Origin of the sequence: Arthrobacter sp. SD76 (genome assembly GCF_049726125.1) — a bacterium.
GTDB classification, from domain to species: domain Bacteria; phylum Actinomycetota; class Actinomycetes; order Actinomycetales; family Micrococcaceae; genus Arthrobacter; species Arthrobacter nitrophenolicus.
The window spans coordinates 1,565,280-1,591,809 of sequence record NZ_JBNBLR010000001.1 but is presented as its reverse complement, the minus strand read 5'-3'; the positions used below and the strand labels follow the sequence as shown (position 1 = coordinate 1,591,809).

Annotated in this window: 25 protein-coding genes, 1 tRNA gene and 5 pseudogenes; 24 read left to right on the top strand and 7 right to left on the bottom strand. The window is 66.0% G+C overall.

The window, feature by feature from the left end; translation table 11 throughout:
• Positions 1–13: 13 nt before the first annotated feature.
• The 8 genes from ACPEE0_RS07840 to ACPEE0_RS07805 all read left to right on the top strand — a co-directional run bounded on the left by ACPEE0_RS07840 (position 14) and on the right by ACPEE0_RS07805 (position 4,564).
• Positions 14–1,081: a hypothetical protein gene (locus ACPEE0_RS07840; RefSeq protein WP_424574267.1), complete on the top strand. Its 1,068-nt coding sequence runs from the start codon at positions 14–16 to the stop codon at positions 1,079–1,081.
• Positions 1,082–1,150: 69 nt separating this feature from the next.
• Complete coding sequence (locus ACPEE0_RS07835) at positions 1,151–1,582, top strand: hypothetical protein (protein ID WP_424574266.1); 432 nt, start codon at positions 1,151–1,153, stop codon at positions 1,580–1,582.
• Positions 1,582–1,995 (top strand): DUF6093 family protein, encoded by a 414-nt coding sequence (locus ACPEE0_RS07830; RefSeq protein WP_424574265.1) that lies wholly within the window; start codon positions 1,582–1,584, stop codon positions 1,993–1,995. Before ACPEE0_RS07835 ends, ACPEE0_RS07830 begins: the two co-directional genes overlap by 1 nt.
• 11 nt (positions 1,996–2,006) lie before the next feature.
• Positions 2,007–2,366 (top strand): HK97-gp10 family putative phage morphogenesis protein, encoded by a 360-nt coding sequence (locus tag ACPEE0_RS07825; RefSeq protein ID WP_424574264.1) that lies wholly within the window; start codon positions 2,007–2,009, stop codon positions 2,364–2,366.
• A complete protein-coding gene (locus ACPEE0_RS07820) occupies positions 2,359–2,775 on the top strand; it encodes a hypothetical protein (protein ID WP_424574263.1) in 417 nt (138 codons plus the stop codon). Before ACPEE0_RS07825 ends, ACPEE0_RS07820 begins: the two co-directional genes overlap by 8 nt.
• Positions 2,776–2,786: 11 nt before the next feature.
• The gene (locus ACPEE0_RS07815) at positions 2,787–3,032 is read left to right on the top strand and encodes a hypothetical protein (RefSeq protein ID WP_424574262.1); all 246 of its coding nucleotides are present in this window, start codon (positions 2,787–2,789) and stop codon (positions 3,030–3,032) included.
• Complete coding sequence (locus ACPEE0_RS07810) at positions 3,016–3,531, top strand: hypothetical protein (protein WP_424574261.1); 516 nt, start codon at positions 3,016–3,018, stop codon at positions 3,529–3,531. The genes ACPEE0_RS07815 and ACPEE0_RS07810 overlap by 17 nt, the downstream gene beginning before the upstream one ends.
• A gap of 106 nt (positions 3,532–3,637) precedes the next feature.
• Positions 3,638–4,564 (top strand): hypothetical protein, encoded by a 927-nt coding sequence (locus ACPEE0_RS07805; protein WP_424574260.1) that lies wholly within the window; start codon positions 3,638–3,640, stop codon positions 4,562–4,564.
• Here ACPEE0_RS07805 and ACPEE0_RS07800 read toward each other — a convergent pair.
• Positions 4,554–4,751: a hypothetical protein gene (locus ACPEE0_RS07800; protein ID WP_424574259.1), complete on the bottom strand. Its 198-nt coding sequence runs from the start codon at positions 4,749–4,751 to the stop codon at positions 4,554–4,556. The genes ACPEE0_RS07805 and ACPEE0_RS07800 overlap by 11 nt on opposite strands.
• Before the next feature lie 34 nt (positions 4,752–4,785).
• Between ACPEE0_RS07800 and ACPEE0_RS07795 the strand changes: the two genes are divergently transcribed.
• Both ACPEE0_RS07795 and ACPEE0_RS07790 read left to right on the top strand, forming a co-directional pair.
• Complete coding sequence (locus tag ACPEE0_RS07795) at positions 4,786–7,803, top strand: phage tail tape measure protein (RefSeq protein ID WP_424574258.1); 3,018 nt, start codon at positions 4,786–4,788, stop codon at positions 7,801–7,803.
• 3 nt (positions 7,804–7,806) lie between these two features.
• A complete protein-coding gene (locus ACPEE0_RS07790; protein ID WP_424574257.1) occupies positions 7,807–8,646 on the top strand; it encodes a hypothetical protein in 840 nt (279 codons plus the stop codon).
• A gap of 44 nt (positions 8,647–8,690) precedes the next feature.
• Here the strand turns inward: ACPEE0_RS07790 and ACPEE0_RS07785 are convergent, their stop codons facing one another.
• Positions 8,691–9,047 carry a hypothetical protein gene (locus ACPEE0_RS07785; protein ID WP_424574256.1) on the bottom strand — a complete coding sequence of 119 codons (357 nt, stop codon included), beginning with the start codon at positions 9,045–9,047 and terminating at the stop codon, positions 8,691–8,693.
• 190 nt (positions 9,048–9,237) lie between these two features.
• On the opposite strand from ACPEE0_RS07785, the gene ACPEE0_RS07780 reads away from it, so the two are divergent.
• The 9 genes from ACPEE0_RS07780 to ACPEE0_RS07740 are packed head-to-tail and all read left to right on the top strand — an operon-like array spanning position 9,238 to position 15,844.
• Positions 9,238–9,948, top strand: coding sequence for a hypothetical protein (locus ACPEE0_RS07780; protein ID WP_424574255.1), 711 nt, complete (start codon positions 9,238–9,240; stop codon positions 9,946–9,948).
• A gap of 10 nt (positions 9,949–9,958) precedes the next feature.
• Entirely contained in the window at positions 9,959–10,918 is a 960-nt protein-coding gene (locus ACPEE0_RS07775; protein ID WP_424574254.1) for a hypothetical protein, read from the top strand.
• Positions 10,918–11,556 carry a hypothetical protein gene (locus ACPEE0_RS07770; RefSeq protein WP_424574253.1) on the top strand — a complete coding sequence of 213 codons (639 nt, stop codon included), beginning with the start codon at positions 10,918–10,920 and terminating at the stop codon, positions 11,554–11,556. The genes ACPEE0_RS07775 and ACPEE0_RS07770 overlap by 1 nt, the downstream gene beginning before the upstream one ends.
• Positions 11,557–11,574: 18 nt before the next feature.
• The gene (locus ACPEE0_RS07765) at positions 11,575–11,895 is read left to right on the top strand and encodes a hypothetical protein (protein ID WP_424574252.1); all 321 of its coding nucleotides are present in this window, start codon (positions 11,575–11,577) and stop codon (positions 11,893–11,895) included.
• The gene (locus ACPEE0_RS07760) at positions 11,888–12,751 is read left to right on the top strand and encodes a hypothetical protein (RefSeq protein WP_424574251.1); all 864 of its coding nucleotides are present in this window, start codon (positions 11,888–11,890) and stop codon (positions 12,749–12,751) included. Before ACPEE0_RS07765 ends, ACPEE0_RS07760 begins: the two co-directional genes overlap by 8 nt.
• Positions 12,748–13,716, top strand: coding sequence for a hypothetical protein (locus ACPEE0_RS07755; RefSeq protein WP_424574250.1), 969 nt, complete (start codon positions 12,748–12,750; stop codon positions 13,714–13,716). Before ACPEE0_RS07760 ends, ACPEE0_RS07755 begins: the two co-directional genes overlap by 4 nt.
• On the top strand, positions 13,716–14,015 hold the full coding sequence (locus ACPEE0_RS07750; RefSeq protein ID WP_424574249.1) for a hypothetical protein: 300 nt from the start codon (positions 13,716–13,718) through the stop codon (positions 14,013–14,015). The genes ACPEE0_RS07755 and ACPEE0_RS07750 overlap by 1 nt, the downstream gene beginning before the upstream one ends.
• 15 nt (positions 14,016–14,030) lie before the next feature.
• Positions 14,031–14,237, top strand: coding sequence for a hypothetical protein (locus ACPEE0_RS07745; protein WP_424574248.1), 207 nt, complete (start codon positions 14,031–14,033; stop codon positions 14,235–14,237).
• On the top strand, positions 14,237–15,844 hold the full coding sequence (locus ACPEE0_RS07740; RefSeq protein WP_424574247.1) for a GDSL-type esterase/lipase family protein: 1,608 nt from the start codon (positions 14,237–14,239) through the stop codon (positions 15,842–15,844). Before ACPEE0_RS07745 ends, ACPEE0_RS07740 begins: the two co-directional genes overlap by 1 nt.
• Here ACPEE0_RS07740 and ACPEE0_RS07735 read toward each other — a convergent pair.
• On the bottom strand, positions 15,841–16,155 hold the full coding sequence (locus tag ACPEE0_RS07735; RefSeq protein WP_424574246.1) for a hypothetical protein: 315 nt from the start codon (positions 16,153–16,155) through the stop codon (positions 15,841–15,843). The two genes, ACPEE0_RS07740 and ACPEE0_RS07735, sit on opposite strands and share 4 nt — an antisense overlap.
• A gap of 223 nt (positions 16,156–16,378) precedes the next feature.
• On the opposite strand from ACPEE0_RS07735, the gene ACPEE0_RS07730 reads away from it, so the two are divergent.
• Positions 16,379–17,299, top strand: coding sequence for a tyrosine-type recombinase/integrase (locus ACPEE0_RS07730; protein ID WP_424574245.1), 921 nt, complete (start codon positions 16,379–16,381; stop codon positions 17,297–17,299).
• Between the two features lie 464 nt (positions 17,300–17,763).
• Here the strand turns inward: ACPEE0_RS07730 and ACPEE0_RS07725 are convergent.
• The 4 genes and pseudogenes from ACPEE0_RS07725 to ACPEE0_RS07710 all read right to left on the bottom strand — a co-directional run bounded on the left by ACPEE0_RS07725 (position 17,764) and on the right by ACPEE0_RS07710 (position 19,778).
• A tRNA-Val gene (locus tag ACPEE0_RS07725) sits at positions 17,764–17,836 on the bottom strand.
• 106 nt (positions 17,837–17,942) lie between these two features.
• A pseudogene (locus ACPEE0_RS07720) lies at positions 17,943–18,862 on the bottom strand (NAD-dependent protein deacetylase).
• A 6-nt stretch (positions 18,863–18,868) separates the two neighbouring features.
• Positions 18,869–19,362 (bottom strand): annotated as a pseudogene (locus tag ACPEE0_RS07715) (peroxiredoxin).
• Entirely contained in the window at positions 19,359–19,778 is a 420-nt protein-coding gene (locus ACPEE0_RS07710; RefSeq protein WP_009372916.1) for a DUF3052 domain-containing protein, read from the bottom strand. Before ACPEE0_RS07710 ends, ACPEE0_RS07715 begins: the two are co-directional and overlap by 4 nt.
• Before the next feature lie 428 nt (positions 19,779–20,206).
• Between ACPEE0_RS07710 and aceE the strand changes: the two are divergent.
• From aceE to ACPEE0_RS07690, 4 genes and pseudogenes are all read left to right on the top strand, one after another.
• Positions 20,207–22,949, top strand: a pseudogene (gene aceE / locus ACPEE0_RS07705) (pyruvate dehydrogenase (acetyl-transferring), homodimeric type).
• Positions 22,950–23,175: 226 nt separating this feature from the next.
• On the top strand, positions 23,176–24,420 hold the full coding sequence (locus tag ACPEE0_RS07700) for a PucR family transcriptional regulator (RefSeq protein WP_133346444.1): 1,245 nt from the start codon (positions 23,176–23,178) through the stop codon (positions 24,418–24,420).
• Between the two features lie 88 nt (positions 24,421–24,508).
• A pseudogene (locus ACPEE0_RS07695) lies at positions 24,509–25,436 on the top strand (ACP S-malonyltransferase).
• Positions 25,433–26,493 (top strand): annotated as a pseudogene (locus ACPEE0_RS07690) (beta-ketoacyl-ACP synthase III). Before ACPEE0_RS07695 ends, ACPEE0_RS07690 begins: the two co-directional pseudogenes overlap by 4 nt.
• The last annotated feature ends 37 nt before the right edge of the window (positions 26,494–26,530 follow it).

The following is a 26,530-nucleotide window of genomic DNA, read 5'->3' as shown; positions in this document are numbered from 1 at the left end:
GAGAACCACCACTATGAAAACTCTCGCACAAGAGGGCTTCCGCATCGCCACGTCCTACGACGAGCGCGTCTACGAAGCCGCCGCACTGTTCGCCAAGGGCAAGTCCGGCGCTGACGCTTTCGCTCAGGCCCGCCTGCTCGAAGCTTTCAGCACCTCCGACTTCCCCGTCCTGCTCGCTGACGCGTTCTCCAAGCAGGCCGTCCAGGCCCAGCAGAACGCCGTCAAGGAGTTCGAACCGATCCTCGTGGACGTCACCGTCGACACGTTCGACCGGCACAAGCTGGTGGACCTGTGGTCCGGTGACGCCTTCGAAACCGTCCGCCAGGGCGAGGAATACAAGGGCGGCACGCTCGAAGAAACCGAGCTGGAGCACGGCGCCGCGAAGCACGGCAAGTCCTACGGCCTGACCTGGGAGCTGCGCCGCAGCCGCCGGTTCTCCGACCTGGCCAACTTCCCCCGCCTGCTCGGCAACGGCTCCATCAAGGGCCAGAACAACGCTGTCGTGGATCTCCTCACGGACGGCAACGCATGGTCCACCGATTTCTTCGGCACCATCGAAACCGCCGCCCTGACCCCGGAGAACCTCGACGCCGCGATCAAGGCCCTCGCCTTGCGCGAGAACCACCGCGGCGAGGCAGTGGACGTCTCCGACCTGGTCCTGCTGCACGGCCCGGCCCTGCGCTCTCAGGTCAACCGGATCCTGAAGGCCACAGAGCTGGAGATGCAGGTCACCGAAGGGTCGAAGGTCACCAAGACCCGCGTGCAGAACCCGTTCTCCAACGTGGTGAACCCGCTGGAGTCCCGCGCACTGGGAACCGCCCTCGGCGCTTCCTCGGCCACCGCGTGGGCGCTGGTGCAGGGCAAGTCCTCGGACCTGCCGTCCATCATCCGCACCCTGCTCTCGGGCGAGGAAACCGTCGACATCCGCGTCAAGCGCGACCAGGGCGCACGCCCCGAGGGTGGCGACGTCCCCGTGGACGCCGGTTCGTTTGACGACGACACCATCTGGTTCCGTGGCCGCGACGTCTACGGCATCGACCCCGGCTTCACCCCGGGCGTCTACGCCTCCGCCGGAGCATAACAGCACCACCTGGTGCCCGGCTGACATCCTCAGCCGGGCACCACCCCACAACTTCACAGGAGGACAAGCATGTCGGAACCCATCTACGACGGCGGCACACCAGACAGTGAGTTCTCCACCACCGACGGGGCGATCGACTACACCACCCCGGCCGGGCAGGTCCGCCTCTACATCACGGACACCGACGACACCCCCGCGAACCGGCTGTTCACCGACGAGCAGCTGACCGTGTTCCTGAACCGGAACGGGGACAACGTCTACCGGGCAGCGGCTCAGGCGCTCCGCGTGATCGCCGCGTCCGAGGTCCTCGTCTCCAAGGTCATCCGCACGCAGGCCGGCACCAGCACCGACGGCGCGAAGGTATCCGCGGAGCTGCGGGCCCTGGCTGCCGAGTACGACGCGCAGGCCAACGCCGACGACTCCGCAGCCGTCGAGGGGTTCTTCGACGTGGTCCCGTTCGGCGGTGGCAGCAAGCCCGAAGGCGCGGAGCGGAGGTACTGATGCCTCTGCCCAACACCCGCGTCATTCACAAGGGATGGGCGGCGCACCACAGGCCCAGCGCTGACGGCACCCAAACCGCCCCGGGCAAGGTCTACCGGATCAGCGACGGCCCTGCCCCCTACCCCAAACCCGAAGGGTGGACCGGGGAGGAACTGATCCACGAGGCGGCCTTCAACGTCCAGCCCCTCAACCGGGACGGCGGCGGGACCCCCGGCGAACAGCCCACCACCGAACGGCAATACACCCTCACGACCTCCTGCATCGACACCCCGGCCTTCCGGGCAGGGGAACGCGGCGACGTGATCGACGTGATCGGCCGCCGGTTCCGGATCAGCTCGATCATGTTCGGCACCGAGCTGTGGGAGATCGCTTTCATCTGCACCGAGAACCAGACCCAGCAGAACCCCGACTAGGAGGCCCGGCCGTGGACGACGCACTCCGGAAGCTCGCAGCAGACATCAAGAAGGCGGCCAAGAGCACCGGAGCCCGGGCGCAGGTCGTCATCCGTAAAACTGCCCTGGACATAGAGGCGACGGCGAAGAGTATAGCCCCCGTAGACACGGGAAATCTCAAAGGCTCCATCGGCCATTCAGATCTCCGGACAGTTGGGCGCTCCGGATCTCTTGCCGTGGAGATCGGTCCGACTGCTTCCTACGGCATCTATCTCGAGATGGGAACCTCACGGATGGCGCCGCAACCGTTCATGGGCCCCGCCGCTGACCGCCACGCCCCGTCCTTCGAGCAGGCCATGGCGCAGCTCGGAGCGGAGGCCCTGAATGGCTGACCTAAGCACCTTCCCGGACATCCTCCGCGGCGCTGTGCTCGCCGCCGGCGGGCTGACCTTCTACGACGGCCAAGTGCCTGACAAGGTGCCCCACACCGGGGAGTTCATCGATCCCTATGTCGTCCTGTGGGCGGGCATCGGAGACAACCCGAACGAAACGCCCGCATGCGGCACGCAAAGCACCGACGTCAATATCTGGGACTTTCAACTGACAGTCGTGGCCGCAAGCGCCAACCTCTGCCGCGACGTGGCCGGTGCTGTCCTGGCCCGGGTTCTCAACCTCCGTCTCGGCACCGGCAAAGTCCGCCGGAACCCGGACGGCTTCAACCAGCAGACCCCCATCCCCGACAACCAGACCAGCCCGGCCCGCTATCTGCTCCCCCTGCAGCTGCGGCTCATCACCAACTAGAGGAGGACCCCATGGCAGACCCCGAAAAGATCGCCAACCTGGTCGGCCCTGACGGGCTGATCACGCTCGTAGGCGCGGACGGCAAGAAATACCGCAAGCCCCCGCACTACCTCGACAACCCCGCCCTCGGGGACTGGAACTCCCGCCCTCCGCACGACGGAAGGTCCGGGAACCGGCCACTCCGGCCACCACCCAAGTACAGGAACCGGCCAAGCCGGAGAACACTGAGGAGGCAAGCGCATGAAAGTCGCTGCTGATGGCAAGAAGAAATTCACTCTCCTGACGACCGCGCCCGCCGCGGCGTCGGGGATCCCCACCGTCACCGAACTGAACGCCGGCAAGGACATCTCCTGCGCCGTGCTCGACTCGGACGCGAACTGGACGAACACCGCGTCGGACCGGTTCAACGAAAAGGCAGCCTGCCAGAAGGGCAACTCCCAGGCGCTGGGCGCGTCGAACTACGACACCGCCCTGACGTTCCTGCGCGAGTACCTAGAGGCTGGCGGCGCCGACGTCACCGGTGAGGACTCCGGTTACGAGGCGGTGCGGGTCAAGGGCACCACGTCCTGGATCTACCTGCGCGAGTCGGACAAGGACTCCACCGAGCCGTGGGCTGTCGGCGACATCATCGACCTCGGCGGCGAAGTCGTATCCGACGCTCCGATGCGGGTGAACAACGACGGCAACCTCAAACGCCGCATCGAGTTCCTGCCGCAGAACATGATCGTCGAGGAAGCTGTCCTCGCCGGGGCCTAACAGACCGGGTGGCTGGGCGTAAATTCAGGCTCCGCCCAGCCACCCCTCCCCAACTCTCCACTCCCCTACTGAGCCTGTTACCCACGAACTTGGAGCCTGAAACCCCATGACTGAACCCATTTCCCCGGCAACGTTCAACGTTGAGGACTGGCTGCAGGACGCGCACCTGCCCGAAGAGTCAGCCACCGTGTACAAGCGCCCCGACGTCGTTGCCGAACTCACCGACCTGAAGCGCCGGATCGGCATCGAAAACCGGGCCAACGACGTCGAGCAGTCCGCCGCGGCCAAAACCCCGAAGGGCCTGACAGAAGAGTACGAGCGGCTCCTCCGCACCTTCTCGGACTCCGCCCTCACCGTCTATGTCCGGGCCCTCACCAGGGACCAGATCGCCGAGCTGCGCGCCGAGAGCGAAGCCGCAACGAAGGACCTCACGCCGACCGAGGCGAACGCCGAGTTCGGGTACACGCTGACCGCCGCGTCCATCGTCGCCGTCAAACCCGCCGGTGGCGAGAAGACTCCGGCCACGTTCACCAGGGACGCCGTGAAGGCCATGGAGAAGGCCATCGGCGCCACGCAGATGCAGCTGATCCTCGCCGCGAAGCAGCAGGCACAGAACGGCCTCCCCAACGTGGACGCAGATTTTTTTGCGCAAGCCCTCTGGCACGGACACTGGCCAGGGGTAGTCCAAGTCCTGAAGACGGCAAGGTCCGCCGGCAAGCCACCGTCGCACTGGTTCAGTCCGAACCGCGGAGAGTGGACCGAGAAGGACTATGTTCTCAGCCTCGCCCTCACGATCTACGAGGACGGGCTTTGCTCCTGCGGGCACCCGATCGCCGTGGCTCATCACCCGGACAACGATGGCTGGTACGACGCCCACAAAACCCAGTGCCATTCCTGCGCGAAGCGCGAGAAGGCTACCCAGGGGAACGGGAAAGATCCGTACAAGCCGATGCCGGGCGAGAAGGTCTACACCAAATACACGCGGCCGGCGAGCAAGCCGCTGCCGCAGGAGATGCTGCCCGTCAGGTGGTAGTGCGTTGCCCTGCACGCAGGGCGCGCACCAGCGCGACCACTCCGGCGACCACCAGCAGCAGCGCGGGCAAAAGCAGCGACAGCCCCAGCCCGAACTGCAACACCATGCAGAGCGCGAATAAGGCGATCGCTGCGCCCACGACGACCAGCCACGTCGGAATCTTCCTGTCCCGCCCAGTAATTCCCATGGGCTGAAGTCTAACCAATATCGGAGGCCGCCCCATGTCTGTGCGCTCAGTAATCGTCAGGCTTGAGGCAGAAGTCGCCGGTTATGTAGCTGGCCTGGGGAAGGCCGCGCAGGCAACCGAGGACGTCGTCAAGAAGACGGCCCAAGCCAAGAAGACCATCGGTGAGAACCGGCAGGCGATGGACACCGCCGGCACGGCCCTCGCGGGTTTCGGCGCCACATCCGTTGCTGCCCTGGGCGCCTCGGCGAAAGCAGCAATGGACTGGGAGTCCGCCTGGGCTGGCGTCACCAAAACGGTAGACGGTTCTCCCGAGCAGATGGCAGCCCTCGAGGGCGAACTGCGCAACCTTGCCAAGACCCTGCCCTCCACGCACCAGGACATCGCTGCCGTGGCGGAGGCAGCAGGCCAGTTGGGTGTGCAGCGCGAGTCTGTCGCAGCGTTCACCAAGACGATGATCGACCTCGCCGAGACAACCAACCTCACGGCGGACGACGCGGCAACTTCCATCGCCCGATTCATGAACGTTATGGGCACCGCAGGCGACGAGGTCGACAACCTCGGCGCGACCCTTGTGGCCCTCGGAAACGACGGCGCGTCCACCGAAAAAGACATCATGATGATGGCGCAGCGGATCTCTGGCGCCGGTAAGCTCGTCGGCGCGTCCGAGGCCGACGTCCTGGCTCTGGCCAACGCCCTGTCATCGGTTGGTGTTGAGGCTGAGCTCGGCGGCGGCGTGACCTCCCGCGTGCTCCAGCGTATGTACGCGGACGTCAAGACCGGCGGCGAGGGTCTGCAGGCTCTGGCAAAGGTCGCTGGCACGTCCAGCGAACAGTTCGCCGCGGCATTCGAGAACGACCCTGTCCGCGCCATGGACATGGTGGTCAAGGGCCTCTCCCGCGTCAAGGAGTCTGGCGGGAACGTCGTGGAGACGATGTCAGATCTTGGCATCAAGGGCACCGAGGAAACCGGCGTGATCCTCCGTCTCGCCGGCGCCGGTGACCTGCTCTCCGAATCGCTCGACCTCGGCGCGAAGGCGTGGAAGGAAAACACAGCACTCGCAAACGAGGCGGCCAAGCGGTACGAGACGACCGAGTCCAAGGTCAAGATCGCTTGGAATAACATCAAGGACGCCGCCATCGATGCAGGCGCTTCCATGCTGCCCATCATCCAGGGCGCAGCGGAGGCCGTGGCAGGTCTGGCCCAGACGTTTGGTTCCCTCCCAGCCCCGGTACAGGGAGCCGTGACTGGTTTCGCTGCCGTGACTGGCGGTGCCGCGCTGCTGGCCGGCGCCCTCGTCACTGTGGTCCCGAAGATCGCGGACACCCGGGCAGCGTTCAAAACCATGAGCGACTCCGGGTCCAAGGTCCCGGGCGTCATGGCAGGCATCGGCAAGGCAGCGGGCGTCGCAGCAGCGGCATACACTGCTCTGGCCACTGCTGCAGCCTTTGCCGCCGCAGCGACAGACGACAACCGAACCAAGACCAGCGTCGAAGACTTCAACAACGCCCTGACCGGCATCAGCCAGAACGGGGCGGCAGCACGGAAAGCCCTCGACGCAGCGTTCAACGGTGTCCTGAATCCGGACCTGATTAGCGGCGGCACCACCGCCGTCAACACCTTCGGAGACGCACTGAACCGAGTGTTCAACGCGTCCTGGCAGGACAACGTCGCCGACTTCGGATCGACGCTGTTCGGGCAAAACGCCACTTCCGGGATCAACGCGGCCAAGGACGCGATCGGCAACTTCGACAAAGCCATCGCATCGATGGCCACGTCCGGGAACCTGGAGGATGCGGCAGCATCATTCCGGCTGGCCGCGGAGGATGCAGGCAAGACCGGCGTCCCGGTCGAGAAACTTGTCGAGCTGTTCCCCGAGTACAAGGACGCAGTCCTTGCAGCGAAGAGCGCCAACGGTGAAACCCAGGTTTCACAGGAGGCCCTGACCGAGGCCATGCTCCAAGCCGACCCGGCAGCGCAGAACGCGGCGTCTGCACAGGCGATCCTCGACGAGGCCATCCAGGGTACCGGCGTGGCGCTGGACGGCGTAATCGAGGATATGGACAAGTTCCTCGAGCAGCTGTTCGCCACGGGCATGATCACGATGTCCGCCCGTGATGCCAATGCCGCGTACCACGAGGCGCTCCGGAACATCCCGGCCACGCTGAAGGAGATCGCTGAATCCGGTGGCGAGATGGGCGCCATCCTCAACGAGAACGGCACCGACTTCAACCTCGCAACCGAGGCAGGAGCCCGAGCTAACGCAGCGTTCCAGGACGTCGCCCGCAAGGGCATGGCCGAGGTGGAAGCCAAAGCGAAGGAAGGCGTCGGCCTGCCGGACCTGCAGGCGAAGCTGTCCACTACCTACGACGACCTACTCGTCGCGGCGGACGGCATGGGCATTACCGGTCAGGCCGCCATCGACCTGGCACGTGAAGTCCTCGGCGTGCCGGATGGTGTGGACATCCACTCATGGATGGATGACCGGGCCAAGCGTATGGCTGAGGAAACCAAGGGTGCGATGGATGCCATCGATGGCCGCACTGTCACGGTGACGACCCGGGACATCAAAATCGAAGAGACGCACCGGATCAACTACGAAAAACGTGTGGCTGATTCGGGCGGCAACGAGCCGGAAGGCGGTGGCCTCTACGGCTCATATGCGTCCGGCGGTGCTGTCACAGGCCCTGGTACTTCAACCAGCGACACAGCAGGACTGTTTGCCCTGTCAAACGGTGAGCATGTGCTCGACGCTGGCGATGTCCAGAAGATGGGCGGTCAGCAGGCGGTGTACAAGTTCCGCGCTCAGCTCCAAGCGGGTCAGTTCCAAGGGTTCGCCGGAGGTGGCGCAATCGGCACCCGCACCGCCTCAGCCCAGCTGATGACCTTGCAGCAGGCGGCACCGACGGTATCGCTTGAGGGCCTCACTGTGCTGGTCACCAACCCATTCACCGGCGAGCAGGTCCGCGGCCTGGTGTCCGCCACCGCCCGGCAACAGGCCACGGACGTGGTTCAGACGTTTGATGCGAACACACGCAATCTCAGGAAGGGGTGACCTGTGGCAGACATCTCTGCTGTAGCTCTGATGGACTCCCCTGCCGACCGCGCCGGGATCACGATCACCGGCCTCGGTGTGGGAACCTCGGTCGTCACGTTGTGGCAGATCGCGGACGGGAACCGGAACCCGGTGCAAGGGTTCGAGGGCACCACGATGAACGACGCGGCGTATGTGACGGACCACTTCTGCCCGCTGGGCCGAAGCGTCCGGTACGAACTGGAGGTGCTCAGCGGCCCGCTGGGCGCCTCCCGCGCCACGTCGAACACCGTGGTGGTCCCCTCGGTCGTCGGCTGGATCCAGGACGCCCTAGTCCCGCAGAACGCGGTCCCCGTGGTGGGGCAGCGCCGGAACGACGGCGACATCTACCTCCGCGCCCAAGCGCTCCAGGCGCTGGAGTACAACGCCGACGTGTCCATCTTCAAGATCATGGGCTCCAAGAAACCCATGGCCCTGTTCGGTGAACGCATGGCCGAGATGGGACTCGACACATCCGTCGGGACCCGCTCGGCCGAGCAGAACGCCCGGCTAAAGAAGCTGCTGAGGTACACCGCGCAGCTGGTGTTCCGGCCGCTGCCAGAGTGGGGCGAACTGGAACTTGAGGGGACCCTGTACCTCGCGAACGCGAAGGCACGGCAGACCCCGGTGAACGTGATGATGGGCGGCAAGGTCACATGGTGGGACCTCGTGTCCGACGTCGTCGACGCACCCGCGATCAAGGTCCTCACCTCCACCTTCACCTACGGCGACGTGGACATCCTCATGTCGACCTACCAGCAGAAGCAGGACCTGATGGCCGGCAAGACCTACCTGGATGACCTGAAGAACCCGATCGGAGGCTAGGCGTGCGTCTGATCGACGAAGCGACAGCCAAGGCGCTGGAGGGGTCACGGCCTGCGGACACGCTCACGGTGTGGGCGTGGCGCGGCGGTTCCCTGGTCCTCCCCCAGCCGCTGAAAGTCATCGACGCGTCCCTGCAGGACAGCGCCGGGGACAACGTGAAGATCGGCCAGCAGATCAACCTGACTGTAGCTGACCCTACCGGCGAGCTGGGCGCGTGGCGGTTTGACGACCCGCTGGGCGTGGGCGGCACGGAGCTGCACCTGATCTACATGGTGGGCGGCGCCGGGGCGGTCAACTACGGCCGGTTCCGGATCACGTCCAACGAACCGGACGAGGTCGTCGAGTGGCGGGAAATCGACGAGTACGGCTACGACGAAGCCGGGAACCAGCTGGGCCCGCACAAGCGCCTCGTGCCGGCCAGCGTGAAGTCCGTGGTCAACTCCAAGCCCAGGACCTCACGTACAACGCCGACGTCGACAAACTCGAAGGACCGGAATCCCCGGCCCGCTCGCATCGGTCCTGTCCGAGTTCCAGCGGCTCCTCCAAGGGCACTTCCCCATCGTCATCGACGAAGGCGTAACCGACCTGCCCGTGTCCCGGCTGCTCGTATTCGACCGGGAACGCCTCGAAGCGGCGCAGGATCTCCTCGCCCGCATCGGTGCCCGCTACCGTATGGGCGGCGACGGCGAACTGCACGTCTACCCACGGGTCACGGACCCTGTCTGGCGGACAGAGCCGGGCAACTGCATGGTGTCCGTGAAGCGCAAGCAGGACATCGCCGGGCTGCTGAACCGGTGGATCGTCGACGGCAAGGACGAGCACACCGGCGCGCCCGTCCGCGCCGTCGTGTCCATCGACACGGGCCCGCTGCAGTTCGGCGGGAACTACGGCCGGGCGCAGACCTTCTACAGCGGCGAAATGATCACCTCCTACGATCAGGCAGCAGCGTACGCCCGGCAGATGCGGGACGAGTTCCTCGCCTCCCTGGCGATCGAACTGACGGTGGAGATCAGCCCCCGCCCGGAGCTGCAGACCGGTGACCGGATCGAGGTTGGTTACCCGCTGCCCGAGGGGCACGTCGCCTACTTCCTCGGCACGATCACCAACATCCGGCGCGCCTTCGGCAAGGTCCCCGGGTCAACGACCCTCACGGTGTCCTGCTCCTACACCGACGTCATCGTCGCACTGTCCCGCACCGAATGGGCGCAGCACATCACCGGTGAGAAACCCGAACTCACGTGGGACCGGATGCCCGCGAACTGGGGCACCCTCCCGGATATCCCCTGGAACGACCTGCCATAGGAGGCGCCTCGTGGATGGTTTCACGCACACACTCGAAGCCATCGGCGAGGGAACCACCCGCCGAACCTATGGGACCGCGCACTTCGACGGGAACAACTGGTACGCGAACATCAACGGCAAGCTCGTCGGCTGCCGGTGGCTGGACCCGATCGCGCCGCTGCAGGGCGGCAACATCGTCGTGGACATCACCAACGAGGGCCGCGGCCAGTACGCCGCCCTCGTCATCGGCGGGTACACCGACCAGCCCCGGCCGAGCACCGGCACCGTGGTCACGGTCATCCCGGCCGGGGTGGCCACGCAGATCGTGTTCACCGGCGAGGACGGCGTCGAGTACACCACGGACCGATTCATCGGCTCCTACTCCCCCGGTGACCCGGTGGAGATCCGCTGGACAGCGACCCGGCCAACGATCCTCGGCAAGATCGCGACCAGCGCACCCCCGCCCCCGGCACCTGCCCCGCCACCCACGGCACCCGCCGCCGGCAACGGCACCACACCACTGAGCGCGATCGCATCAGACACGTTCGCGGTCGGCGGCTGGGGCCGGTGGGCGCTCTCCACCCAGGGCAGGGAGCACGTCTACGCCGGGTTCTGGAGCGGCACCACCACCACGGGCGCATGGTTCTACGGCGCGGCCCGGCCGGAGCTCGCCGGCAAGACCTTCACAGCCGTCCGCTTCCGGCTCCCGAAACGGCTCAAGGCAGGCAACTACAACGCCCCGGCCACCGTCAACATCTACGCCCACACCAGCCCCCACCGGCCAGCCGGCGACGTCGCCAGGGTCGCGGGCCCGCACACCGTCGTCGTCCAACCCAACGAGGACGCGCACGTCATCAACCTCCCCACAAGCTTCGGCCCGATCATCGCCGCCGGCGGCGGCATCAGCATCGCAGGCGGCGACTACGTCTGGTTCCAGTCCCGGCTGGAAGACCCCGAATCAGGCAAGCTCGACATGGATTGGACAGCATAATGCAGACCCTTGAGAACGGCATCCAGGTCTTCACGAACGGCGATGACTACAACCTCGCCGACGACATGGAAACCTTCGGGCGGACCTCCAACGTCATCATCAACGTCAACTCCCAGCTGCAGCGCGACACCCTACCCGGCAAGTTCATCGGCATGACGGTCCGCCGACTGGACTTCCGCGGCACCCTCGAATGGTGGAAGGGCGGCGCCGCGGATAACTGGGAGTCCGAGCGCGGCGTGGCGTACACCCCGCTGTGGTCCGGTGTCGCTGACTTCGGCTCCGGTGGCGCCCTGACCGGCACCTACTGGGTCAAGGGTGACCAGGTCACCGTCCGCGCCAAGGCCAAGTTCGGTGACTCGGTCCTGTCCGACGCTGATGCCATGGGAACCGGCGCGGTGTTCTGCCCCCTCCCGCCCGGCTACCCGATCGCCGGTGCAGAGAACGTCACCCTCGGCACCGGGTTCCATGTCACCGCCGGCGGCATCATCAGCTCCCTCGTAGTGTTCGCCTCCAACTCCACCACGGCCTCGGTCTGGGCGCCCGGGACACCGGTCAAAACCCCTGGGCAGGCCGGCCTCACAGGTGCGCAGAACAACTACATCGAGATCGCCATGAACTACCAGACGAGCGCCGTCTGACGCAGGAGGACCACACGTGTGGACGCAGGAACCATCACCGCCATCGTTGGCGCGTTCACTGCCCTCAGCGCCGGGGTTTGGAAGCTCATCGACCGGCAGGACAAGAAGCGCGAACGGCGGGAGGTCAAAGTGGAAGAACTCCTAAAGACCCGTGTTGCCAACTTGGAAGCCGAGAAAGAGGCAGAGAAGGCAGCGCGGGAGGCTGAGCTGGCGGCCTTGCGCCGGTACTCGTCCCGGGTCAAGGCCGCCGCCGGGAAGTGGCGCGAGCAACTGATCGCGGCCGGTATTGATCCGGTCCCCGCAGAGTGGCCGGAAGAGGAGGCCCAGACGCATGACTGAGTACAACGATCCCGAGCTGGCCGCTGCGGCCAGAGCCGCCGCACGTTCCCGAAAATCGGACAAGCGGTGGAAGCTGATGCTCGCCGTCTTGTCCCTGCTGCTGGCGGCTGTGACCATCGTCGCCGGTTCCCTGGCTCTGGCGAACGGGCGCCTCGCTGGTGAGAACGCGGAGTTCGCGGCCGCCCAGCAGGGCGAGAAGAAGGAAATCGCTCGCGAAGCCCGACAGGCCCTGTGCGGGTCCGGCGAGATGGAGATCTACGACCAGCAACTCTGCGAGAAGTGGGCCGACGCCGCGCAGGAGCCGGTGGTAACCCCGTCCGCCCCTCCAGCCGTGGACAACGGTCCGACACAGGCCGAGCTCGTGCAGGCTTTCCGAGAGTATTGCGCGGACGGCAACTGCCGCGGCCGCGACGGCGCAGACCCGACACCAGAGGACATCGCCCGTGCTTTCGCTGAGTTCTGCGCGGATGGGCGCTGCACGGGCCCGGCTGGCGAGCCCGGCACGGACGGAGTGAACGCGGCGGCGCCGACACCGGAGATGATGCTGGCTGCCGTCACAACGTACTGCGCGGACGGGCGTTGCATCGGCCCGAAGGGCGACCAGGGCGATGGGCCGACCGCTGACAGCGTGTTCGCTGCTGTCGCCGCCTATTGCGGGACCGGGGCATGCACTGGCCCCCAGGGCGCCCAAGGCAGCCCGGGCGCTGACTCCACCGTGCCCGGCCCCCAGGGGGAGGCAGGCCCTCCACCCTCGCAGTTCTCGTTCACGGATCAGACCGGCCGGAAACACACATGCGTACCGGACCCGCCAGGATCCACCACCTACACCTGCACCGCGGAAGGACCGCTCCCATGACGCTCACCCTTCAGGCTGTGCAGGACAAGCTTGGCGTCTGGGTCACCCAGGTCCAGGGCAAATACATCAACGAGGACTGGAACCCGACGAACGAGGGCTTTGGCGCGCAGTGCTGGGACCTCGCCGCGAATTGGTCAAAGTACCTCGGACTGCCGGTGATCAACACTGGCTACCCGGGCAAGTGGGTTGGCTGGGCGGGGAACATGGTGGACGCCTACCCGCAAACGCCCGCCATCGGCGCCGCCTATGAACTCATCCCGCCGGATCAGCCGGGCTTCCCCGGGGACATTGCGGTGTGGGGCGACTCGTACAAGGAGTATTACCCGGCCACGCACGTCGCGGTCCTGATCCGGGACGCCAATCTGCAGCTGCTGTGCGCCTCACAGAACAGCACATCCTCGCGGATGGACAACCCGTACCCGAAGTGGAGCTCCGGCCCGGCCACCATCCAATACCTCCCACGCCGGGGCCTCCTCGGCTTCCTGCGTCCCCGCGCCGGCGGCTCCATCAACTACCAGAGCACCACCCCAGCATCCGAGGAGGATGACGTGACCACACCAGAGCAGATCGACCGGATCGTAACCGCGGGCGCCGAAGCTACCCAGGCGGCAATCGATCACCTGTACAAGCGCATCAGCGAAGACATCGTCGGCCGGCTGGACGAACTGAACGGCGCCCACCACGTCGCCACCCGCGAACACGTGAATGGCACGACCAAGCGGATCCTGGACCGCGAGCCCCTGGTCATCGACCGGCTGGATGTACTCAACACCGCGCACCACGTGGCCACCCGGGAGCATGTCAACGGCGTGCGGGACGGGCTGCTGGCGAACTTCCGGGCAACCATCGACCTGCTCAAGCCCTCGGCTGATGCTGGCGCCGTCGAAGCCGCCGAGAAGATCTACGCCGAGGTGGCCGAGCGCCTGAGCAATCTGAAGATCACCGTCACGACAGGAGAGAACTGATGGCTGACCACGTCGCAAAGTCCACGCAGGAACGCAACCCTTGGGCGGCTGTCCGCCGGACCGTCCTGGCCGTCGTCGCGTTCTTCCCGCTGCTGAACGGTGTACTGGTGGCCGCGATCGACGCGCTCAAGCCCTACGAGGTGCACCTGCCCGCGTGGGTGTTCGTGGTGCTGAACGGCACGCTGCTGGCCGCCACGATCCTCGCCGCGCTGGCGACCCGCGTCCTCGCGGTCCCCGGCGTGAATGACTGGCTGCGCGAGCACCGCATCGCCCGCTGGTTCACCCCCGAACAGAACTAGGCACAGGAGGCCCTTGTGGCTGTCGAAGAAACCGATCTGGGGTTCCTGGTCCCGGACGGCAACGAGCGCGTCAAGGACGGCGACAACGTGATCGCCGTCAACGCGCTCAAGGCGCAAGAGCACATCGCCGCCCTGCAGGAGCGGCTCCCAGCACATTACGACGGCGGCACCCCTTTCACGGTGTACGCCACTGAACAATTCATGGATGGAGGCGGTGTCTGATGGCACAGCGTATTCAGTTGCGGCGCGGCACGGCAGCGGAGTGGACCGCAGCGAACCCTGTGCTGGCCAACGGCGAGCCGGGCGTTGAGACGGACACGGGCAAGCAGAAGTTCGGGAATGGCGTCGCGGCATGGACGGTCCTGCCCTACGCTTCGGCCGGGCCGCAGGGCCCCGCGGGGGTGGCTGACGATGCATCAGTGGCGGATCTCGTCACGACCCCGGGCAGCGAGACAGCCACGGCACTTTCTGCCACGAATCTGACCCAGATCACCGCAGTTGCGAATGACCCGGACGGGCCTATCGCGGCGGCTATCGATGAGCGGGCGGTTTCCACTTCGGCGTTCGCCCCGGCATTGCAGAAGATCGCTGCTGGCACCAACGATGTCAACCTGCTCATCGTGGGCGACTCAACCACCGCGAAGACAGCAGCGACGGACCAGACCGGTACGCAGGTCGACACTTGGGGCGAACGTCTGCCCGCTGCACTCGCCGCCGAGTACCCCACGCACACCATTTCCACGCGCTGGTACAACGATGGAACCTCAACCTACGACGCCGCCACAACCATCGCAGGCAGCGGCGCCCGCACGATTCACTTGTGGATGGGTGCTGTCCCCGGCAAGGAAACGGGCTACCCCATCGCCCGCGCATCCTCGCTGCTGGCCACCCCGGCGGCGGCGGGCGTGGACCTGCTGGTGATCGCGCACGGGCACAACGAGAACAACGTCACCAGCGGCGGCAACACCGCCACGGACGCGAAGCTCCGGGACCGGTACGTGGCTAACGTGGAGCAGATCCGTACCTACACCGGTAACGCGCCGACCGTCATCACTTCCCAGAACCCGGCGCCGGCCCTCGCTGGGTTCTCCGAGCGCCGGGCGGACATCTACCGCAGCTACGCGGCAGAACGCGGTTACGGGTTCGTGGACGTGTGCGCGGCGTTCTACGCGGACGGGCGCAGCATCGCGGATGTTTTGATCCAGACGGACGGGCTGCACCCGGCAAACGCCGGGGCTGTTGTCTGGCTGAACGCCATGATGAAACCCCTTGCGGCCCGGAACGCCGCGGCCCAGCCGCTCCGTCCGTCCCCGCCCGCGTTCTTCGAGGAGCGTCGGAACTTCCTGGTGAACTCGAACTTCACGGACTGGCCCACGTCGAGCACGCTCACGAGCTGGAACCAGACCAACCTGACGGTGTCGCAGCAGGCCGGTACGGCGGCGCTCCTGGAAACGAAGTCCTATTCCGCGAAGCTCACCAAGACGGCCGCTGGCTCGTCGGCAAAGCTTGACCAGTCCATTTCCGCGCAGGCCAAGCTGCTGGCGGGCCGGGAAGTGACGTTCGCCGTGCGTATGCACATCCCAGCAGGGACGCCGCAGACGGCCGCCCAGATCTCCATCAGCGACGGCGCAACCCTGCTCGTGTCGGACCAGACGAAGGTCATCAACGACACCTGGTTCTGGAAGATCGTCACCATCCGGTGCCGCTCGAACATGACGGCGTTGACCTGCAACATCCAGGTAGACCCCAGCGCGACGGGAAGCCTTGAGACGATCTACGTTGACCGCGCCGCACTCGTGCTCGGACGCTACCCGGCGGACTCGTTCTAGGCTGCCAGCGAGTACCGGGGCTTGTGGAACGGGTCCGTGCAGTCGCAATCCATGTTGCCCTGCGCGGTTGCCTCCCACTCCCGGGATACCTCGGTACAACGGTATTCCGGGAGTGGGGCGAGTTTCAGGGCACGGCGGACGAGGTCGCCCACGCCATTGACGCCCGCATCGTCCCCGCTGTACTCGTGGCCGCACGTAGGGCACAGGTGTCCATCTGCGGGCTGCTCCTGGCGGCTCTCCCGCACGATCAGGCAGGCCACGATTACGACGCAGACGGCAACGACAATCATGGTGATGTGAACCGAGTTCATACTCTCCCCCAACAAGTAGATGCCCCCATTGTAGGGGGCCGATAAGACCGGTTAAGTTCCCTAACGAATTAATTACGAACGCCCCATCCTCCTCGTGAGGGTGGGGCTTTTCGTCGTATGGTGATAGCTCACTCCCAAAACGACGGCGGCCCCGCCAGTGCGCCAACACTGACAGGGCCTATGCCGCCATCCATTCACCCGATCAAAGACTCATGGAGACGACATGGAGAACACTACTCTCGTTGGGCTGCCCAGCGCACGCATCACCACCCCCGCCGAGCTGGCCGCCGCCGGATACCTCGCCCGCTACCGGGGCTCCACCCGCGAGACGTACCGCGTCTCGCTCAAGCTCCTGTTCGACTGGTGCGGCGGCCTCGGCGTCGACGTCCTGGATGGCATGCGCCGCCCCGTGCTGGAACTCTTCGCCCGCTACCTCGAGGACGAACGGAAGAACTCGCCGGCCACCGTCGCCCATCATCTGTCCATCATCCGGGGCTTCTACAGCTTCGCGGAGATCGACGGCTACATCGACCGCTCCCCCGCCGCACACCTCCGCATGCCCAGGGTCTTTCAGGACGAGTCCCGCACGATGGGGCTGGACCGGATGGAGCTAGGCGCCCTGATCCAGTGCGCCCGCGCCTCGTCACCGTCCGACGCCGCCCTGATCACGCTGATGGGAATGCTTGGCCTGCGGGTCTCCGAGGCGTGCGCTGTGAAGATCGAGGACTACCAGGACATCGAGCGTGGTCACCGCGTGCTGCGCCTGGTGGGCAAGGGCGGGAAACCGGCCACGATCCCGCTCCCGGTGCCCGTCCTGCGCGCTCTGGACGCCGCCGCTGGCGACCGTACCAGCGGCCCGCTGCTGCTCCGCAACAAAGGCGGGCAGCCGGTGAACCGGAAGTCTGCTGCTCTCACCGTGCAGCGGCTTTGCAAGCAGGCAGGGATCAAGAAGAACGTCACCCCGCACGGGCTCCGGCACAGCTTTGTCACCGCGGCCCTGGACGCTGGTGTGCCGCTGCGCGACGTTCAGGTCGCGGCCCGGCACTCGGATCCGAGGATCACCGCCCGCTATGACCGCGCCAGGCACAACCACGACCGGCACGCCTCCCACGTCGTGGCCGCGTTCCTCGCCGGCGCCGCCTAGCATGGTGGCGTGGACAACGAGCTAGAGCAGATGCGGCGGGCCGGTGCCATCCAGGCAGCACTGGCCCGCGCACCCGGCGGGCAGGCTGAGAAGCTGGACCCCGCCCGCTGGTCCGCGTCCGCGCCGTCTACGGCCGGGCCATCGCTGCGACCCCGACACATGTGCTGCACGAGTGGGTCCGGTATGGGCAATATCACTGCCGGTGGGATGAGAAGTGGCAGGTGGAGCGGGTGGCGGCCGAGGACTGGCGCGGCGAATCTCTCGACTAGGCCCGGCTACCTTTGGGAGGAATTTGGGAGGGTGCGCTCCAGCACTCGACTTTTACCCACTGTAACTTGGCCAGCTTTCACCAGCCTTGTCTAAGCATTTCCCCAGCGAAATCCCTAGGCGCCGAAGCGCGGAATGGCACGAAAAAGCCCGCCATTCCGGGGAAGTTTCCAGAATGACGGGCTTAGACAAATCAGTGGGTCCTACCGGGATCGAACCGATGACATCCACGGTGTAAACGTGGCGCTCTACCAGCTGAGCTAAAGACCCAAGGCGCTGAATCCGGCGTTTCCGCCGCAACCAACGAACATAGACTCTACCTGACGCGGAGCCCCAAACGCGAATCGGCGCAGGGGCTGCTGCACGGACCAGCATGTCAGAGCGGCGGCAGGTTCCCGGCAAGCCAGGTAAGCGACTCCGAAACGCCCGCTTCCAGCTTGATGGTGGCTTTGTCATCCCCGCGGGTTTCGCCCCGGTTGATGATCACCACAGGTTTGCCGTCCTTGGCGGCGTGCCGCACAAACCGCAAACCGCTCATCACGGTCAGCGAGGAACCGGCCACCACCACGGCGGCAGCCGCGTCCACCATCGCGTAGGCCTTCTCCACCCGGTCTTTGGGAACGTTCTCGCCAAAATAGACAAAGTCCGGCTTCAGGGTTCCGCCGCATGCCGGGCAGGCAGCGACGACGAAACTGCTGATCAGCGCCCGGTCCTCCACGGTGGCATCTGCGTCGGGCGCCATCTCCACGAGACCGGTGGCCGCAGCCCGTTCAAGGAAATCCGGATTGAGTTCGGCCAGCATGCCGGCCAGGAGCTTCCGGGAATAGGTGCGGGTGCAGTCGAGGCAGACCACCTGGTCGAACCTGCCGTGGAGGTCGATGACGTTCGAACTGCCGGCATCCTCATGGAGGCGGTCCACGTTCTGCGTAATCAGGCCCGTGAGGTAGCCCCGCCGTTCGAGGTGGGCGGCCGCAAAGTGCCCTGGATTCGGATCCGCGTGCCGAAGGTGTGACCAGCCGATATGGTTCGTGCCCAGTACCGTTGCCGGTTCGCTGCTTCGCGGACGAACTCCTGGTAGGTCATTGGGGTACGGGGCGGCGAGCCCGGGCCCCGGTAGTCGGGGATGCCTGAATCAGTGCTGAGCCCGGCGCCCGTCAGCAGCGCGAAGCGCATTCCGCCCAGGAGGTCCCGGATCCTGCGGAGCACCTCAAGGTCCTGGCTGGAGGGGGCGGCGGCGGGTGCCGGCGGCATGCTGGCAAAGCCCGTCAGGCCTACCCCGTGCCGCTGCCCTTCCATGCCCGCTCAGGCCTCCGCCAGCCCGGCAAGTGCCGCGCGGTACTCCTCGAAGTCCCCGCCTGGCCCCTCGGGTTCACCACCGTGTACCGGATTGTTCCCGCCGCATCGATGATGAACGTGCCGCGCCTGGCCATCCCGGTCTCTTCGTCGAAAACACCGTAGGAGGAAGCGACGCCGCCATGGGGCCAGAAGTCTGCCAGCAGGTCGAATCCGTACCCTTCCTGCTCAGCGTAGGCGCGGAGGCTGAACTTGCTGTCGACCGAGATGGCAAGGACCGTGGCGTCCGCGTTCTCGAACACAGCCAGGTTGTCCCGGATTTCGCACAGTTCACCGGTGCAGATTCCCGAGAACGCGAAGGGGTAGAAAACCAGGACCACGTTCTGGCCGCGGAACGACGAAAGCCGGACCGGCTCGCCGTATTGGTTGGAAAGCTCGAAGTCGGGGGCCGTCACGCCGACCGCAGGGACAGCAGCAGAGGCAGCGGCAAGCGCTGCCGTCACTTGTTCTTCCTGCTCACCAGGCGGCTGGCGCTCCAGTCCTTGGACACACCTGCGGACGTGGTGACGTGCAGGCCGGCGGTGGGCGCGGCCTCCTGGATGTCCGCCGGCGAGACGTAGCCGTCGCGGCCGGACTTGGGGGTCAGCAGCCAGACGACGCCGTTCTCCCCCAGCGTCGTCAGCGAATCCATGAGGCTGTCCACCAGGTCGCCGTCGCCGTCGCGCCACCAGAAGATGACGGCGTCCGCAACTTCGTGGTCGTCCTCGTCCAGCAACTCCGAACCGGTGAGGTCCTCTATATCGTCACGCAAGTCGAAATCGACATCGTCGTCGTAACCGAACTCCTGAATCAGATCCCCATTCTTGAAACCCAATTTTTCCGCCACATTTACCGAAGTGGCGGCGTCGGCCTCGCTCACGTGTTCCTCCAATGCCTTAGATATGCAGTGCACATAGTGATTTCCATTACTCCCCAAGCCAACACCCTTTGTGCCTGCGCTTCAAGCTGCCGCCCCCGCCGTGCAGCATATTCTGCGTCACATCGGGTGCGGCCGGCCCGCTGTGCAGCGGCTTTTCGTCACAGAACCAGTATGACGGCGAAATACAACTGGAGTGCCCGGGCTGCGGCTACGCATCGCCTTGCGGTGAGGGCTAGAGTGGCTGATGACAACTATGCCTGCGGGACAACAACCTTGTAACTCCGTGCAGACATAGGAGCTCTAGGACCCTGCCCGGCACACATGACCGGGCTGTTGTAACCGATACGTCGCACACGGCGTATATACGCCGGGCAGTCACCCTGCCTGGCCTGAGTGCGCCGATTCATGCGCGCAAAGAGAGGTTGGACGTGGCTGCAGGAGAAGATACCTCCCATATCCTCAGCGGGTTGACTAACCAGCTGCCTGATCGTGATCCGGAAGAGACTGCCGAGTGGGTTGAGTCCCTGGACGCGCTGATCAGGGAACAGGGTACCGAGCGTGCCCAATACATCATGCGGAGCCTGCTGCAGCGCGCGGGCGCGCAGAGCGTCGGGGTGCCGATGGTGACCACCACCGATTACGTGAACACCATCCCGGTGGACCAGGAAGCACCGTTCCCGGGCAACGAGGAATACGAGCGCCGGTACCGGGCGTACATGCGCTGGAACGCAGCGGTCATGGTGCACCGGGCGCAGCGGCCGGACATCGCCGTGGGCGGGCACATTTCCACCTACGCCGGCGCGGCGACCCTGTACGAGGTCGGGTTCAACCACTTCTTCCGCGGCAAGGACCACCCCGGCGGCGGGGACCAGGTCTTCTTCCAGGGCCACGCGTCCCCGGGCATGTACGCCCGCGCGTTCATGGAAGGCCGGCTCTCCGAGGAGGACCTGGACGGGTTCCGGCAGGAAAAGTCCCGCGAGGGCCACGCCCTGTCCTCCTACCCGCACCCGCGGTTGATGCCGCAGTTCTGGGAATTCCCCACCGTGTCCATGGGCATCGGGCCGATGAACGCGATCTACCAGGCCCAGTCCAACCGGTACCTGCACAACCGGGGCCTGAAAGACACCTCCGACCAGCAGGTCTGGGCGTTCCTGGGCGACGGCGAAATGGACGAGCCCGAATCCCGCGGCCTGCTCCAGCTCGCCGCGAACGAGAACCTAGACAACCTGAACTTCGTCATTAACTCGCAACCTCCAGCGCCTGGACGGGCCGGTGCGCGGCAACGGCAAGATCATGCAGGAACTCGAAGCGTTCTTCCGCGGCGCGGGCTGGAACGTGATCAAGGTCGTCTGGGGCCGGGAATGGGACGACCTGCTCACCCGCGACACCGACGGGTCGCTCGTGAAGATCATGAACGAAACCCCCGACGGGGACTACCAGACCTACAAGGCCGAGTCCGGCGGGTTCGTCCGCGAACACTTCTTCGGCAAGGACCCCCGCACCAAGGACCTCGTCGCGGACCTCACCGACGACCAGATCTGGAACCTCAAACGCGGCGGCCACGACTACCGCAAGGTCTACGCCGCGTACAAGGCAGCCACCGAATTCAAGGGCAAACCCACCGTCATCCTCGCCAAAACCGTCAAGGGCTACGGACTCGGACCCCACTTCGAAGGCCGCAACGCCACCCACCAGATGAAAAAACTCACGCTGGATGACCTGAAGAAGTTCCGCGACCACCTGCGGATCCCGGTCAGCGACGAGCAGCTGGAGAAGGATCCGTACCGGCCGCCGTACTACCACCCGGGCACCGATGCGCCGGAAATCCAGTACATGATGGAGCGCCGGGCCGCCCTGGGCGGCTCCGTGCCGGAGCGCCGGTCCAAGCACGCCGAGATCACGCTGCCCGAGGCGAAGTCCTACGAGGTGGCCAAGCGCGGCTCTGGCAAGCAGCAGGCAGCCACCACCATGGCATTCGTCCGCCTGCTCAAGGACCTGATGCGGGACAAGAACTTCGGCAAGCACATCGCCCCGATCATCCCGGACGAGGCACGGACCTTCGGCATGGATGCGTTCTTCCCGACGGCGAAGATTTATAACCCCAAGGGCCAGAACTACCTGTCCGTGGACCGTGACCTGGTCCTGGCCTACAAGGAATCCCCCGCCGGCCAGCTGATCCACCCCGGCATCAACGAAGCCGGCGCCGTGGCAGCCTTCACCGCCGCCGGCACCGCCTACGCCACCCACGGCGTACCCCTGGTCCCGGTCTACGTGTTCTACTCCATGTTCGGCTTCCAGCGCACCGGCGACGCCTTCTGGGCAGCCGCGGACCAGATGACCCGAGGCTTCATCATCGGCGCCACCGCAGGCCGGACCACCCTCACCGGCGAAGGCCTCCAGCACGCCGACGGCCACTCCCCCCTGCTCGCCTCCACCAACCCGGCCGTGGTCACCTACGACCCCGCCTACGGCTACGAAATGGGCCACATCATCCGTGACGGCCTCGAGCGGATGTACGGCCCGGACAGCACGGACAAGAACCTCATGTACTACCTCACCGTGTACAACGAGCCCATCGTCCAGCCCGCCGAACCCGAGGAACTCGACGTCGAGGGCGTCATCAAGGGCATCTACCTGCTCCAGCCCGCCAAGATCGACGGCCCCCGGACCCAGCTCCTGGCCTCCGGCGTCTCCGTCCCCTGGGCCCTCGAAGCCCAGCGGATCCTCGCCGAAGACTGGTCAGTCTCCGCCGACGTCTGGTCCGTCACCTCCTGGAACGAACTCCGCCGCGACGGCCTCGCCGCCGAAGAGGAAGCCTTCCTCAACCCCGAACAGCCCGCCCGGGTCCCCTTCGTCACCCGTCAGCTTGAGGGTGCCACCGGGCCTGTCGTCGCAGTCTCGGACTACATGAAGGCCGTTCCGGACCAGATCCGGCAGTTCATCCCGAATGAATACGCCACCCTCGGCGCCGACGGCTTCGGCTTCTCGGACACCCGCGCCGCAGCCCGCCGCTTCTTCAAGAACGACACCCACTCCATTGTGGTGCGCGCCCTTGAGATGCTGGCGCGCCGCGGTGAAGTGGACGCCCAGGCTCCGGTCAAGGCCATCGAGAAGTACCGCCTGCACAACGTGAATGCCGGAACCACCGGCAACGCCGGAGGCGAGGCGTAACCTCTCCCCTTTGAATTTTTGTCCAGATATGGCGACTTCCGTGGCCGGGAGCCCGCCGTATCTGGACAAAACTCCCAAGCAATGAGCGACGGCGGCTCCCACCGAAAGGCGGGGGCCGCCGTCGTCCGTTGCCCGGGCGACTGTCCCGAACGTGTGATGCATGACAAAGCGGATTGTAGCCTTCGCACAAATGGAGGTTGCCGCCCGCTGCCCGTATGCTCAAAGCATGCCAGCACCTGCCACCCCGTCCGCGAAGCGTAAACCGGCCCAGCCTGCGGTCACCCCGGAGAAGTCGGAAACCCTCAAGAAACTGCGTGCCAACGTGGGGCAGCTGTCCACCACCACCATGCGGGAACTGGAAAAGTCGCTGCCCTGGTACAGCCGGCTGAGCTCGGACGAACGGTCGGCGCTGGGAATGGTGGCCCAGAACGGCATTGCGGCGTTCGTCACGTGGTACGAGCGGCCGAGCTCGCCGTCGTGGATTCTCACCGACGTTTTCGGCACCGCTCCCACCGAACTCACGCGCTCCATCAGTCTGCAGAAAGCGCTGCAGCTGATCAGGATCGTGGTGGAGGTGGTGGAGGACCAGGTCCCCGTCATCGCGCCCGAGGCTGACCAGCCGTCCCTTCGCGAAGCCGTGCTGCGCTATTCGCGGGAGGTGGCGTTTGCCGCCGCGGACGTCTACGCCCGCGCCGCCGAGTCCCGCGGGTCGTGGGATACCCGGCTCGAAGCCCTGATCGTGGATGCCATCCTGCGGGGTGAAAACACCGACGCGCTTCGGTCAAGGATCGCTGCGCTGGGCTGGAAAGCGCAGGAGCGCTTCACGGTCATGGTGGGCAATTCCCCCTCCGAGCCGAGCGCCAGCTACGTCAGCGAGCTGCGGCGCATGGCCGGCCGGTATGCCGAGGACGCACTGGTGGGCATCCAGGGCGACCGGCTGATCCTCATCCTCGGGGGCGTCCAGGACCGGGAAACCGCCTACATCAAACTCAGCGACATGTTCGCCCCCGGCCCTGTTGTGTACGGTCCCGAGGCGGGATCGCTGCTCGAAGCCAGCGGCTCCGCGCAGTCCGCCTTTGCCGGCCTCACCGCCGCCAAGGCATGGCCTTCCGCGCCGCGGCCGGTGGCCGCGGACGACCTGCTTCCAGAGCGGGTCATCTCCGGCGACGACGCCGCACGCCGCTCCCTGGTCAAGAACATCTACCGGCCCCTGCTGGCGGCATCCAACGGCCTCGTGGAAACCCTCGGCACCTACCTGGAGCTGGGCCATTCGCTGGAAGCCACGGCCCGGGAACTCTTCGTCCATGCCAACACGGTCAGGTACCGGCTCAAGCGTGTCTGTGACGTCACGGGCTGGGACCCGCTCCTCCCGCGGGAAGCTTTCGTCCTGCAGGCAGCACTGGTGGTGGGCCGGCTTTCGGCCCCTCCCAAAGCCGCCACGGAACGTCAGCCGTCGCGGACTCAGCCCTGAACCGTTGTAGACTTCCTACAACCTGACCCCGTGAGCTTGGTGCGGACAAACACCGCTGGATCACGAAGTAATTTGGAAAGCTGGTTACGTGCTTGCAATAGTCTGCCCTGGACAGGGCTCACAAACCCCGGGTTTTCTGGCCCCCGCTGGAACTGCCCCCGGTGGCAGGCCAACTGGCCACCTTGAGCGACATCGCCGGAATCGACCTGATCGCTCACGGGACCACCTCCGACGAGGAAACCATCAAGGACACTGCTGTTGCGCAGCCCCTGATCGTTGCCGCCGGCCTCGTGGCCGCGGCGTCCCTTTTCGACGTCGAACTCAACTCGCTGCCCGTCATCCTGGCCGGCCACTCGGTAGGTGAAATCACCGCCTCCGCCCTTGCCGGCGTCCTGACCGAACAGGAAGCCATGACGTTCGTCCGCGAACGTGCCAACAGCATGGCGGCCGCAGCCTCCGTCACCCCCACCGGAATGAGTGCCGTGGTGGGCGGCGATCCTGCCGAAGTCCTGGCAGCCATCGAGGCTTCAGGCGCCACTCCGGCCAACGTCAACGGCGCGGGCCAGACCGTGGCGGCCGGAACCTTCGAGCAGCTCAAGGCCCTTGCGGACAACCCGCCCGCCAAGGCCCGGGTCATTCCGCTCAAGGTTGCGGGTGCCTTCCACACCAGCCACATGTCCCCTGCCGTGAGCGCCCTGAAGGCTCTTGAGCCGCAGCTGAAGCCGCAGGCGCCGGCCGTTCCCCTGCTGTCCAACTACGACGGCGGCGAAGTCACCGACGGCCGTGCCGCCGTCGACAGCCTGATCGCGCAGGTGTCGCGCCCCGTGCGCTGGGACCTGTGCATGGAGACCCTGGTCCAGCGCGGAGTGACCGGAGTCATCGAACTCGCTCCCGCCGGCACCCTTGCAGGCCTGGCAAAGCGCGGCATGCCCGGCGTCAAGACCGTCGCGGTCAAGACCCCCGACGACCTCTCTGCCGCCCTGGCGCTCTTTGCAGAACTGGAGGGCAACGCATGAGCGTTCCCACGTTGAAACAGGCTCCCATCCAGGAGCACACCCGCATCCTCGGCCTGGGCGCCTACCGGCCGGACGTCATCGTGACCAACGAGGACGTCTGCCAGTGGATCGACTCCTCCGACGAGTGGATCCGCCAGCGGACAGGAATCGTCACGCGCCACCGCGCCAAGGCGGATGTAAGCGTCATTGACATGGCCGAGGGCGCTGCCCGCGAAGCGATGGAAAAGGCCGGCATCCAGGCTTCGGACCTCGGCGCCGTGATCGTTTCGACGGTGACCCACCCCTACGCCACCCCTTCCGCCGCAGCCAGCCTGGCTGACCGCCTGGGAGCCACGCCGGCACCGGCCTTCGATATTTCCGCCGCATGCGCCGGCTACTGCTACGGCATCGCCCAGGGTGACGCCCTGGTCCGGTCCGGAACCGCCAAGTACGTCCTGGTGGTCGGCGCGGAGAAGCTCTCCGACGTCATCGACAACCGTGAACGCACCATCTCCTTCCTGCTCGGCGACGGTGCAGGCGCCGTCGTGATCGGTCCTTCCGAAACCCCGGGCATCGCGCCCTCGGTATGGGGCTCGGACGGCAGCAAGTGGGACGCGATCGGCATGACGCGCTCCATGCTGGATGTCCGGGACCTCGGCCTGGCTGCCCGCCAGTCGGACTCCACAGGGACCTGGCCCTCCTCGAGGAGGCCCAGGAGCTGTACCCCACGCTTCGCCAGGACGGCCAGACCGTCTTCCGCTGGGCTGTCTGGGAAATGGCCAAGGTGGCGCAGCAGGCGCTTGAAGCCGCAGGCGTCGAGGCCGAAGACCTGGTGGCCTTCATCCCGCACCAGGCCAACATGCGCATCATCGACGAGATGGTGAAGAAGCTGAAGCTGCCGGAGACGGTTACAGTGGCACGGGACATTGCCGACGCCGGCAACACGTCCGCTGCATCCATTCCGCTGGCGACGCACCGGCTGCTGCAGGAAAACCCGGAGCTCAGCGGCGGGCTGGCCCTGCAGATCGGCTTCGGCGCCGGGCTGGTCTTCGGCGCGCAGGTAGTTGTCCTTCCCTAGGAACGTCCCCAAGGGTTCGCATCCGCGGCCTGAACCA